The organism is Mycoplasmopsis felifaucium ATCC 43428, from assembly GCF_000687775.1.
In the GTDB taxonomy this organism is placed as follows: domain Bacteria; phylum Bacillota_I; class Bacilli_A; order Mycoplasmatales; family Metamycoplasmataceae; genus Mycoplasmopsis; species Mycoplasmopsis felifaucium.
On record NZ_JHXS01000020.1, the window covers coordinates 1 to 13770 of the forward strand.

The 13770-nt window shown below is 25.9% G+C and carries 9 protein-coding genes; 4 read left to right on the top strand and 5 right to left on the bottom strand.

The window, feature by feature from the left end; genetic code table 4:
* Window positions 1-31: 31 nt before the first annotated feature.
* Window positions 32-2611 carry a hypothetical protein gene (locus T390_RS0103120; RefSeq protein WP_027335040.1) on the top strand — a complete coding sequence of 860 codons (2580 nt, stop codon included), beginning with the start codon at window positions 32-34 and terminating at the stop codon, window positions 2609-2611.
* Between the two features lie 278 nt (window positions 2612-2889).
* The gene (locus T390_RS0103125; RefSeq protein WP_027335041.1) at window positions 2890-3477 is read left to right on the top strand and encodes a hypothetical protein; all 588 of its coding nucleotides are present in this window, start codon (window positions 2890-2892) and stop codon (window positions 3475-3477) included.
* 190 nt (window positions 3478-3667) lie between these two features.
* Here the strand turns inward: T390_RS0103125 and obgE are convergent, their stop codons facing one another.
* The 5 genes from obgE to T390_RS0103150 all read right to left on the bottom strand — a co-directional run bounded on the left by obgE (window position 3668) and on the right by T390_RS0103150 (window position 12806).
* Complete coding sequence (gene obgE / locus T390_RS0103130; RefSeq protein WP_027335042.1) at window positions 3668-4936, bottom strand: GTPase ObgE; 1269 nt, start codon at window positions 4934-4936, stop codon at window positions 3668-3670.
* Between the two features lie 82 nt (window positions 4937-5018).
* Entirely contained in the window at window positions 5019-5840 is an 822-nt protein-coding gene (locus tag T390_RS0103135; RefSeq protein ID WP_027335043.1) for a Cof-type HAD-IIB family hydrolase, read from the bottom strand.
* Window positions 5841-5981: 141 nt separating this feature from the next.
* Window positions 5982-6290, bottom strand: coding sequence for a type II toxin-antitoxin system RelE/ParE family toxin (locus tag T390_RS04120; RefSeq protein WP_211246827.1), 309 nt, complete (start codon window positions 6288-6290; stop codon window positions 5982-5984).
* 8 nt (window positions 6291-6298) lie between these two features.
* Window positions 6299-6616, bottom strand: coding sequence for a type II toxin-antitoxin system RelB/DinJ family antitoxin (locus T390_RS0103145; RefSeq protein ID WP_027335045.1), 318 nt, complete (start codon window positions 6614-6616; stop codon window positions 6299-6301).
* A 331-nt stretch (window positions 6617-6947) separates the two neighbouring features.
* Window positions 6948-12806: an MGA_1079 family surface serine endopeptidase gene (locus T390_RS0103150; protein WP_027335046.1), complete on the bottom strand. Its 5859-nt coding sequence runs from the start codon at window positions 12804-12806 to the stop codon at window positions 6948-6950.
* A gap of 353 nt (window positions 12807-13159) precedes the next feature.
* Between T390_RS0103150 and T390_RS04125 the strand changes: the two genes are divergently transcribed.
* Complete coding sequence (locus T390_RS04125) at window positions 13160-13309, top strand: hypothetical protein (RefSeq protein WP_156930764.1); 150 nt, start codon at window positions 13160-13162, stop codon at window positions 13307-13309.
* Between the two features lie 248 nt (window positions 13310-13557).
* The coding region (locus tag T390_RS04130) for a hypothetical protein (protein ID WP_156930765.1) at window positions 13558-13770 on the top strand (213 nt) is incomplete at its 3' end.

The following is a 13770-nucleotide window of genomic DNA, read 5'->3' on the forward strand; positions in this document are numbered from 1 at the left end:
ATATATATATATATATGAACCGAGGTAAATAATGACTTCTAAAAAACTAAAGAAGATATCAAGCTTAATAATAGGGATTTCAGGCACAGTTGTAGCAGGAAGCACAGTTTTAATTTCTTCTATTACACCCAAAAAGGTTTATGAAAAACCTGTTGATGATAATGCTTTATCTAATATAAATGAAAATAAAATTAGCGATGACCAAAAAACTAAAATTGATGCTTTAACTTCAAGAGTTGAAAGCTTAATTTCAGTTGAATCCGATAACCCTCAATTAGGTGAATATAAACAAAAACTTGAAGATAGCCTTAAAAAACTAAATGATTTAGTTAAAACTACAGATAATGTTACATCTGATATTATTAATAATCTTATTAATAATATTGAAAATATTTATCAAGAAGCTTATGAAAGAACTCATAAAGCTTTAGATGAATGACATGTTGCTGTAGCTAGATTGACTCAAACTATTCTAAAAGCTAATAAAATTAAGAATAAACTTAACCCATCAGTATATGAAGAATTAAAAACTAATTTCAATAAGATTGTTGATGAATCTCAAAACAAAATTTATGATATTGATACAAGTGTTGCTTCATTAAATAACGTTAATCAAAAATTAAATGAATTTATTAATAAAGCCATTGAAGAATTAAAAAACCAAAACTATTCTGAAGATTATGACCAAGTCTATAATGATTTTATTGAATCTAGAGATAGCGTTCAAGAAGAGTTAAAAAAAGTTGAGAATGTACCAAACTATTCAGACTTAAAATATATTTATTTAGCTGCTTTAGCTGACGCTAAAGCTATTAATGATTATTCTAATTATGAAAGTGTGGTTGATGCTACAGCGAAGTTAGAAGCTGCTAAATTAAATGCAGAGAATTGATCAAAAGAAGTTGAAGATACTAGACACGGTGCTAATAGTTCTCCTGGAGAATCGGAGCGTCTTATTGATTGATTAAATGATAATACTGATAGTTTATTTGGCTACTATTCAAATATGACTCAATATAATTTCGATAGTGATGTTATAAGACGTTCTGATTTTCTTATTTTTAATGAACTGAAGAAAAAAATCCAAAAAATAGTTGATGAATATCCTGAAAATTTTGAAAAAGCAGTCGGAATTAAAGGAATGAAAAAAGTCAAAGAAAACACTAATAATCTGCTAAATACTACATTTTATAGTGTTTTTAATTCTATCAAAGATATGATTTATGATTATTCTATTAACCAAAAATATCTATATAACAAATATAAAAATGCTTCTGATGAAATTAAAAGAATTTACGATTGGAATGGAATTGAATCTGAATTAGAACAAGCTAAGTTAGCTAATAATGTAGATGATTTTAAATCTCATTTTACTAACTATAAGGATAAATTAAGTTTATTAAAAAATGCAGAAGAAGCAGTTTCATTCTTAAAAAATAATAATAATATTGATTTCCATCCTATCGATCTAAATAATGATTCAAATATTTTTAATAATACGATAAGAGATGTCTTAAATAAAACCGAATACTCAAATATTTTAACCTCATTAAAAAAACAAATGAATTCTATAAGTGATATTCTCTCTGATAATAATGGAGAAGCTGTTAATGATTTATATGCTTCATATTATGATAATTTAATAAAATTATTTGATACTTTTCATAAATCTATAGGTAATCATATATTTATGCAGACAACCTTAATAAGAGACTTTTCAAGTCAAGTCTTATGATTTTTAAAATTCAATAAATATTTTACTTTGAGCAATGATATTGAAAATATTAAAAATAAATTTTTAAAATATGAAAACGATTTATTACCAAAAGATGTAAGTAATTGATGAGTACCGATTGGTGGAATTGATTCACATGGTCATCCCGCTACAATTGGTTTGGATTATTTAAATTTTGGTAACTTATGAACTAAAAATCAATTACTCGGATATTATCCAAAAACATTTAATTCTGAATCTGAAGAAAATAGATATAGAGCTTTAGTATCAAATTCATTTTATACAATTGGAGATACTGAATACTGATCGAAATTATTTGATGTTGTAAAAGATTCTTTTGGTTTATGAGACTCCGTAAATCTCAACACTGAATACATAATTAATACGCTTAATCCATTCATGGAAGCTCTGCAAAAAGTTACAAATGATTATATTAAGATTATAGAATTTACAAATATTAATTGTAAAATCTTAATTGAAATAGATTCTCTTTTACGCTATTATGCTTCTAATTTACCAAAAGAATATAGTGAATTACTACATACATTAAACGGTATGAAGTATATGAAAGATAAATATGGAAACATAAATTGAAATAGCAGTATTTCTGATCTTGGAGAAAAGATATTGAGCTGATGACAAAGCAAAGATAATAAATCTAAGTTATTAGATTATTTATTACGCAGATCAACAAGCGAAGAATTAAATACAATTTTAAAGATTAATTTTTTAACATCTATATTAGAAGACAATATAAGCAATAATGAAACAATAGAATCTAAAATTAAAGCTAATAGTATTTATAAAACTCTTAAAGATGTTGATTATACTGCTATAATTAAGGAATTAAAAGATTATATAAACAGTTTAAATTAAACAAAATAAATTTATGAAGTTAACATCAAATGGTGTTAACTTTTATTTTAAATCACATTATCATTTTAAGAGGAACTAAATTGTTAACATATAAACATAATTTAATATGTTATAAATTAATCTAACAATAAACAAAAATTATTTAATAAAATAAATATTTTATAAAAAATGCATATTTTTACATTTTATATTATTAAAATATACTTTTTATAATTTGTTTGTATAATACAGTCGTTATAAATTAATATTTTTAATTAAATAAGAAAGGAAAAGTAAACATGAATAAAAGGAATTTTCTTAAATATTATCTTTCACCAGTATCATCATTATCAACTATCATATTATCATCGTCGTGCCATAAAATAGAAGATCCATCACATCCTATTAATAAAAATAATAGAGAACAAAGAGATATAACAGAAATTAATAATCCCAAAAACTATGATCTTGATTTTACTCAATATGGTATTAAAAATTTTAACGGTAATTTAAAAGTAAGAACTTTAATATATCCAGCTGCTACAAGATCAAACAAAATGGATAAAAATGGTATTTTTAATATTAAATTACACCTTGCACCAGTTAAAGGAGCAACAGGGGAATGATTAGCTTTTGCTACTGAAGTTAAATCTACTAACGATAATACGTTAGTAAAACCTGTAGTGATAAAAATTGCTTCTGCAATTGCTGAACCATCTAAAGAGTATCCATTAAAATGAAGTTTTGATGGAGATCAAAAATTAGAAAGCGGTAAATTCTATACTTTTGTTTTTTATAAAAAAGATGGTTCTGAAGTAATTGTTTTTAGTCAAAAACATATAGCGAACAATAAAGATATATTTCCTGCCGTTTTACCTTCTGAATAGTTTCTTTTATACTAATTCCATTAGTAAACAAAATATTAGTTAACATCATAAGATGTTAATTTTTATTATTTTATTTTTTAAATTGATAAATTTATCAGTAGCATACAACGAATCAAAAAAGCATAACTTTAAAAGATATACTTTGCTATATATAGTAACATTAATAATATTTTAAATGTATTGAAGTATTTTAATTATCTCCATCTCATTCAAATTCATAATCAAAAATTCTAACAGTATCACCGGGTTCTATATCCATTTTAATTAATTCATCTCAAACACCAATTTTCTTTAATATATTATTAAATCTTAATAAGTTATCAAAACTAACAAGAGGTATTTTGTGTCATAATTCTTCAATTTTAGGGCCAGATATTTCAAAGAAACCTTTATAAGGGTTAACAATTTTATAATCATTTTCAAGCTTAATTTCAACTATTTCTTCGTTTTCTTCTTCATCTGAAACTGGAGCTAATTTAGCTTCTTCTAAAAGTTTTCAAATTTGATCTTTAAGCTCTTCTAAATTTTCACGAAGTAATGCACTAATTTTAATAATTTTTACATCAGGATATTTATTTTGAAATTCTTTTAAGTGCTCTTCAAAGCTTGGCATATCTTCTTTATTAGCAACTACTAATTGAGGTTTATTAGCTAATTTTAAGCTAAAGTTTGCTAATTCTTGATTTATGGTTTCGTAGTCTTGAATAGGATTTTTGTTTTCGTCTCCTAAATCTATAATTTGAACAACTACCCTACATCTTTCAATATGTTTTAAGAATTGTATCCCTAATCCTTTTCCTTCTGAAGCTCCTTTAATTAAACCTGGTAAGTCTGCTATAGTAAATGATTCATCGTGGTATTTTACTAATCCTAATTGAGGAACTAAAGTAGTAAATTCATAGTCAGCAATTTTAGCTTTAGCATTAGAGAGGGCACTTAAAAGAGTGCTTTTTCCTGCACTTGGTTTACCGATAATACCAACATCAGACATAACTTTTAAGACAACATGTGCTAAATATTTTTCGCCTTTAGAACCGTTTTCCTTAATTCTTGGAGCGGTATTTTTGGCAGACTTAAACTTCATATTACCACGGCCACCAATACCACCTTGAGCAACTAAATAAGGTTTTTCTTCAATGATATCAGCTACTATTCTATTATCTTTATAAACAATTGTGCCTAGTGGAACTTTAATATATGTATCTTTTCCAGCTGCTCCATAAAGGTTTTTAGGGCCACCGTTAACTCCATCTTCAGCAGTAATTTTTTTATTGCCATATAAAGTTAATAAAGTATTTTTTCCTGGATCACCTACAAAATAGATGTTTCCGCCTCTTCCGCCATCTCCACCATCTGGTCCGCCTTTATCGACGTGAGCTTCACGACGGAATGAAATCATTCCGTCCCCACCTTTACCGGCTTCTAAAGTTACCTTAATTTCATCTATAAATCTAGCCATCTATACCTCGCTTAATTAAATTTATTATTAATAAATTTTAACAAAAAAGCTCTGTTTTAAGCAACAGAACTTATTTGAATGATTATTTTTTATTTTCTTGAAGTTTATTGAACTTTTCTAAGTAGTCTAATACAGCATAACCAAGACCGTGTTCTTGCACGGCTTTAGTTATAAAGTTAGCTTTTTCTTTAACTTCAGCTTTAGCATTATCCATTACATATGAATAGTTAAATCTTTTGAACATTGAGAAGTCATTTTCGCTGTCTCCAATAACCATAACTTCTTCTTTTGTGTAATTCTTGAATACATTTTCAAGCATTCACATAATTGCTTTTCCTTTTGAAGCACCCTTAGATAAAATTTCTAAGTTCATATGCGTTTTAATAAGTTTGCAATTTAATTTTGATAGTTCAGTCATTAAGTCATCAACATTATCAATGTGGTCAAAATATACTTCAATTTTAGCTACTGGTTTAATATCATCTTCGCCTTTGTATAAGGTGAATTGGTCAAAAGTTTCATATCTAAAGTAAATCTTATTCAAGAATTCTTTTTCTTCTTCTCTAAAGATATAAAACACTTCACTTGATCAAGCCGCTGCTGGAATATTATGTTTTTTAAATAATTTAAAAATTGCTAAAACAGTTTCTTTATCAAGTAATTCTTCTTTAATAAATTTATTATGTTTATAATCAAAAATTTGAACACCAGATGAACCAATAATATAATCAGCATTAGTTAATTTAGCTAATTTTAACATACGTGGACAAATTGGATTTCCAGTTGCTATATTGAAACTTAAATTATTGTTTTTGATGATATCTAAATTAAAGTTAGAAACATAACAATCACGTGCGTATAATGTACCATCTACGTCACTAAAAATAACTGCTTTTTTACCCATAATTTAGGTCCTCCTTTTGTGCATTTTCAAAATGCGCCGTATACAATAATATAATAAAAAACTGTTTTTGTAAAATATATTATGGAAATATTTTTCAGTTAGTATATTTAATAATAATATAAGTTATTAAAACGATAATAACTATTCAAAAGTTATATTTTCGTTTAGTTTTTCATCAATATCCATTTTTGCATAAAAAACTCTATATATTTTCACATGTTTATGATTTTCATCAGGCAAATAAAATACTAAATAGCTATCAACTGGCATTGCTCTAAGACCTATTGATTTTCAAAAATTATTATCACACATCGGATACATATTTGGAAATTCATCAAGATTTTTAATCGCATCTATTATTCGCATAATTTGTTTTTGCACAATGTTAGGAGAAGATAAATTAAAAGTAATGTACTTCACAATACAAACCAAGTCATCTTTTGCGTTCAATGAAAATATTATTTTATATTTCATATTTTTAATTCATTATTTATATCTCTTTCAACTTCATCAATGTTATAAATTTTTTTATTTTCAAAATCTTTATGTGCTTTTATCATTTCTTTATTAAATTCTTCAGATGATAAAGCTGAATAGTTAACTATCTTACTTTCTGGAATTTTTACATCAAATGGTAAACCGTTTTGCATAATGATTTGTCTTAAAAAAATTGAAACAGCATTTGACATAGGAATTCCTAATTTTTCTAATATAGCTTCAGCTTGTTCTTTTATATTAGGTTCAACACGAATGTATATATTTGATGTTCTTGACATATTATTACTTCCTTTATAAAATTATACAAAATATATTGCGTTTAGCAATACATTGGAAATAAAATGGTGATTTTTAAATATTTATAGTATGTTAGTGTCTTATTTATAATTTTCTTTTAATTATCCATTTCTTAACATTATTTAGTCTTTTGTTTCCAATATAGTATTCTTGTACTAACTCTACAAAACTCTAACATCATAATTAGTTTTCACTATTTCCCTGTTGTGAGTGTAAAATCATCCCGCCGTTAACATTTTTATATAAAAAATGCCCGTATTTAAGACTGTATATGCTTAAATGCGGGTGTTTGAAATATATTAATACCTAATTTTATTTTTCAAATTCTTTAAAGTATCATGGTAACGAATAATTCAATGGATTTTTAGCGTGTAAACGCGTAATAAAGGCAGCTAAGGAATTATTATTTTTTAATTCTAATGGATTTTCATTATCCCAGTTTATACCAAAATAATTATTTGAATTAGTGCTGTAAGTTCAAGATTGTAAAAAAGTTAAAGGTGCTCCTGAGTTGATAGTTGAAACATATTCATTATCAGGACCAATAACACCTGTACCAGAATTACCAGCATTGAAAAATGTTTGTACATATCCATTTTGGCGACTAAAACCGATTGTATTATCAGCACCACTTGCTCTATTAGCGATATAACCATTTTGTTTACCGTATGGGAAACCATTAAAAGCATAATGTTTACGTGTTGGTGCTAAAAATTCTAGATCTTCTTCACCGTTGGTATTAAGACTTAAGTTTGGCAAATTAAACCAATTTTCTAGTCAAAATGCTTGTAAAAATAAACCGTTTTGTTTAGCTTTAGTAATAAGTGGATTTATATCAACTATTGAAACAGTGATATCAACGAAACCTTGACCATTTCCTTGTTTATCTTTTTGACTTACACCAGTTCAAACAATTTTACTATTAATGTTACCAACATTGTATAAGCCGCCTCAATAGCTAAAACCTGCATCAATAGCATTTTCATAATCTGGTGCTGAAATAGCGAAGTATCCACCCGGACTTGCTTTTGGTAAATTATCATCAATTAAAGTAGTTAGATCAAAATTATGGCCTGCTTCAACGTGGTTATTAGTGATAATATAAAATTTACCGTCGTTAGGATCATTATTAACTTTAGCTAGCATTGTAGCCGAACCAAATCTATAACCAAAGGTTCTTTCACGTGCATTTTTGATTAAATTACTTTGATCTAATTTAGCATCATACTCTTTGTGTAAAAATTCAAAATCCATTAAATAACCATCGTGCAATTTATAGCTAACATTTTGGTTAGGATTATATGTGTTTAAATCGTATGCTTTTTGATCTGAATAAAATGCTATAGGTTGATTTTCTTGATTAAAATCAATTTTATGATAGTTAAATTCATTGGTTTTAACTCCAAAATCTTCATCCTCAAGGTTATTTGTATATTCAATATGGAATGCAGCCCCGTTTCTAGCTAATAAAAAGGCTTTTTCAGGGTTAAACTCATCATATTGAGTACTATTATAGAAATTTGCTCCTTTATAAACATTATCTGATACAGTTCCAACGTGTAATTTATATTGCTCACTATTTACTTTAAAAACAAAATCAATATCATTATTTTGTTTTAAGGTAGCTGTTAATGAATAATCAATAACAGGAACTTGGCCTTTGCTTGAATTTTCAAAATAAACATTTTTAGTTTGTCCATTTAATGTAATAGTTTTAAGTTTTTTAAGTTCTTCATAATCTAAAACTAAATCTTGCCCTTCATCTTTATTTCTGCCAGTAATACGTGAAGCACGCTTAAAGTTTTGGACTAATGTATTGCCAAATAAATGAATATAAATTTTACGGTTTGATGCACTTTCTTTTTCAAAAGTTTGGGCTAAATATTTCGCTTTAAGTGTGAAGTTAGCTGCATTATTAACTTTATCTTCACTTCATAAAGCATCTTTAGCATATAACTCAAGCTCTCTAGAACGAGTTATTGAGTTTGCCGAATCATAAATAGTAGTTAAAGGATTGGTTTTACTAATATTTAAGTTAGCATCTGAATTAGCCGATGAACTAAAACCATCCAATAAATATCAAGTGCTACCTTCAATACTTGCTCGATTTGCTTGATATTTTAGTCTAATATAAGCTTTATTACCTTGATGTGGTTTAATTTCAGCTAAAGTTATATTATTTTTATCAATTGTAAAGTTATTGTAAGTTAAAACTTGCTCATTAATATTTACATATTGACTAAAGTTTGAAACATTCAATTGTGAAGCAGCAATACTTGATAAATTATTTAGAGTTAAATCAGAGTATTTAATTTTATTTAATATCACTTCAGGATATAACTTAACTTTATAGTCATTAACTAAATTAATTAAGGTTATTCTATGGTTAGTTTTATAACGTTTATTAGTATTTTCTTTGTTGATAAAGCCTAATTTAAAGCTTAATTGGCCTTTGGCTTCATTTTTTACATCATAAAAATAAATGAAATATTTTTTATATAGTGCGTTGGTATCAACATTATTTGGTTGGTCACTATTTGAATAAATTTCTTGGTTTTGAATTGCAATTGAGTTAGCTTTGCTTGGAGTATTAGAAGCAGCTGTTCCATCCGGATTTGTTGTGCTTGCTGGTGCAGTGTTGCTAAAACTTCCATTATTTTTATTATCTTCAACAGGTGTGTTTTTGATGGTTAAAACATAATTTAACATCAATGATGCATTTTGAGCAACAACATCAGCCGGATCTATTAGCCTATAAAATACTGAACTCGAACCATTTCTCTCAGCCTCTGCTTTACGATAATCAAAATTACGAGCATTAAGCTGATTAATAGCATCAATATCACTTTGTTCAATATTGTTATTTACATTTGCTTCATTAATTGGATTGAAATCAGCATCCGTAAATGTAGAGCCGTTTTGCGGTTTTATATCACGATATTGAGCAGGTTTTCAGTTTTTGATTGTAATAAAATTGCTTGCTTCAAAAGTACGATCTGGAGTGGATGCATCAGTGTTATAAGGCATTCAATTTCCTGCTTTATCTTTGTATCAAAAGACAATATCAGCCGTACCTGCTAAGTTGTTTTTAGCTAATGTTTTACGAGCAAAAATTTGGTATTCACCAATTTTTGGTCACTCATATAATTGATTTATTAACTCAGCTGGATCACCTTGAATTACTGAATAATGCCCGTTTGTTTTAGTTGGATCTTTAACTTTAAGAATTTGAAATAATTTTTGGCCAGTTTTATCGGCTAATATATCATGAATTTTATCGATATATTTAGCATTTTCAGTATTAACGGCTGGTTTATAGTAATTCTTCTTAGTAATAGTTAATTGAATTTCTTTAGTTAATTGACCTTTAGTTAAAATAAATATAAAGTTAGCTGTCGGTTTAAGTGGTAAGTTTTCAATGTCATATAAATGAGAGTTTTGCAATTTAAAATCAACATTAATTTGATTATCAACATTTCAATTAATTAGGTTATTGTCTTGTTTTTTAAATCAACGCAAGATAATATGCTTAACTTCATCGAAAGTTAATTCATTTGGTGCATAACTAGCATATTCTTTATCAAAAACAGGGATACCATCTTGTTTTAATTTTCCTCTTGGATTAGGGTTTGAAACAGGTTCTAATTTGAATACTTTATTATTAAATTCTGATTTAATAGTTTCATAAAATGGAGCTATTTGGTATTTTCAGAATCAATATCTGAAAATACCCTGTTCTTGAATTGCTAATTCATATTTTGAATTAGTCATATCAGCAAAATATGCAAAACTATTTCTACTATCATCAAAATAAGGTTCACTTTCAAGGAAATAATTAGATAAAGAAATATTTGCTTCAAAAGTTTGGTCAGGTTTAAAGTCAATTGCCTGCAATGACTTTAAATCAAGTGTTTTAACTAAATTTTGGTTTAAATAAAGATCTACTTGAAAACTTAATTTATTATCATTATCAATTAAATTTGATTGACCTTGTTTAATATCAAAAGTGAAATAATCCGAAATATAGGTTTTAGCTTTCTTTATATAATCATTAATATTTGTAATATTCAAATCAATTTTACTAATATTACTTAACGCTAAATAGTTTATATCAAATAATTCATCTAAATTTTGAACATTAACATTTGCTACTAAATCATTAACATTAACACGATTATTAACCTGATATATATCTAATTCTGCACTCACTTTCGCTTTTAGATTTGAATTAGTTTTTGAAATAGCTAAATAATTAAATTCAACAATATTTTTATTTTCATTTTTAAGATTAACACTGTTTAAAATGTAGTTAATGTTCTCATTTTCAGGTTCAGTAATATATAATTTAGCATTATTTTTGGTAAATGACAGAGAAGTTAGATATCTTTTAATATCATAATAATCTAGTTTAGGATCCAAACTTATACGTAAGTTTTGTTGTGCTAATGCTTGGAAGTTTTCATCAACTTCAAAGTCATTACTGTAGGATTTTAATTCATTAATGTGTTCATTTCACAAAATGATTTTCTTGTTTAATTCATCTTGATATTGAGCAACAGAATCGATATCAAAGTTTTTAATTTTGTTGTTATCAAAGTTAATAACTACTGCATTTTTAAGGTTTGTTAACTCTTGTTGTTGTTCTTGAGTTAGGTTAGATGTCTTTAATGTTTTTTCATTTTCAGTTGCTTTTGAATAGGCAACTATAATATCATCAAATTTAGAAATTTTTTGTTCTAAATCTTCAATGCGTGATACTAAATTTTGTTCATCTATTCAAGTAGATATTTTTGCTTTCAATGAATCTATAAAGTTTTTACTTACTAAAACTTGCTTAAAGCTATTTTTAACTCTTAAAAGATTGCTTGTGCCATCAAGATGAGCTATTAAATTATCAAATTCTTGTTTATATTGCTTTAATTGGTTGAAAACTAAGTCATCTTCAGCAATATTTTCTTTAAATTTTAATTTGTTAGGTTCGGTATCATCATTAAATGAATTTAGTTCGTAATGTTTATCAATATTAGATTTGTTCGAGCTATTTAGATAATTCAAATCATTAGAATTTTTTAGTTGCTCAAAAGAAGAAACGGTATTATTTAATTCTTTTTTATTTGAATTAAGTAGTTTAGCTCTTTCAAGATAAGCTAAAATATTTGTTTTAGTTATTGATAAGTCAATTAAGTCATTAAATTTTTGCTTAGTTTGTTCAGTTAAAAGTTCTGAATTACTGATTTGAATTTTTGCTTCATTTTTAAATGTAGATAGTTCCGTATTAGATTTAGATTTTTGTGCTAATTTGGTTTCAATATCATTTTTTAATAAAATTAATTTATTATTAAGTTCAGCTAAATTATTTAGATTATTATCATTGCTTCTTAACTCATTAAATTTATCTATATCTTGTGCAATTTCGTTTTCTTGCCCATATTGACTTATGATGTTGTCGATTTGATTTTTAAGCTCATTATTTTTTTCTAACTTAGCTAAATAAGTATCAAAATTTGAATTAGTTTGATAATCCAATTTAAACTCTGTGCTAGTAAACGCTATTGATTGATTAACTTGTAATTTTGCAATTGATAATGCTTGTTTAAATTTATCAAATTTTTCTTTTAATTGATTAGCCTCATTATATTGTTGACTATTTAATAAATTTAAATGTGAAATTTCATTATTAATTACCTCAAAATTAGCCAACTCACTTGTGTTGTTGACTAATTGATTTAGATTTGCTTTATTTGTATCAAAAATATTAACTTGCTCACCCGATATGTTTTTATAAACTATTTGAAAATCTGCATCGGTAAATAAGGATTTAGCCTGAGTTATTTTATTTTTTACATTTGTATAATTTTGAACTAATTGTACAAGTTGAATATAAAAATCATCACTTAATAAAACAGGATTAATGTCTGTTTTTTCTAACTCTGCAATTATTTTTTGTTTATAAGGATTAATGTCTTCATATCCACTTCCTAAAATTTGATTAACTTTGTTGATATAAAGCTGACTTAATTTTTTAATATCTATATCTTTACCTTCTTCAGAGTTTTTTGTTTTGTTTTGTTTAGTGCCTAAGCCAATACCTAATCCTAATGCAATCGCTAAAGCACTAGTGCCAGCAAAAACAGAGCCAATTATTATTCTTTTTTTCTTTTTCTTTTCCATATTTCCTCGAACTGTATTTATTAATATATAAATTATTATTCTAAATTATATATTAGAGTGCTAAGTTATATAAATTACAAAAATAATGTTTCCTCATAAAACGCTGTTGCCTTTAATAATAAAATTCTTTTATAGATTCATCTTCAAAAACATAATATTGAAAATTTTTAAAAACATAACTTTCATAATATAACTTTTATAAAAACATATTTATGAAATTTTTACTACATTTTAAGTTTTGTTTCCATATATGAAATAATTTATATAGTAGCAGATAACTGATATTAAATAAAAATTAATAATTTTTAAAATAAATATGTCAGTATAAGAATATGTTAATAAGAGGAGTTAAAATGATTAAATGAAACGATGATTGCCCAATTAAAAAAGAAGAATTGGATGCAGACTTAAGAAAATATGGCTTGGAAAGCCAACTATTAAGAGAATGAAATAAATGAATGAAAGAAAGCCACCCAGAAGATTTAAAAGGAACTAAAAACTAAAGTAAATCTTTTTTGATCTACATCTAACTGATAACTATAGTTTTAAAAGTAAAAAATATGAATTGTGAATAATAGTAAAAAATTAACAGCCGCTAACCAAAAGGTTAGTTTTATTTTTAATTCAAATATATTAACTGCAATAATTATATTCATTATAAAAGTGAGGTTCCAAAATTGAACCCCACTTTTATAATTTTTGCCCTAAAATATAAATATAAAAACCAAATAGAAAGGGCAATATAATTATAATGAAATTTAAAAGTTTAAACAATGTTTACTGTATCGAAACAACGGTAAAACACTCATACAATAGCCAAATAAAATATAGATCTAAACACATTCACGTTTACATTAATGATTCTGAAAAAGACTTAGAATACGCAAATCAAATATTTTATAGGAACAGATTAAAGGTTCATTTTAATCATATTTCTATAACTAAAGCACATAAAATTTTGAAT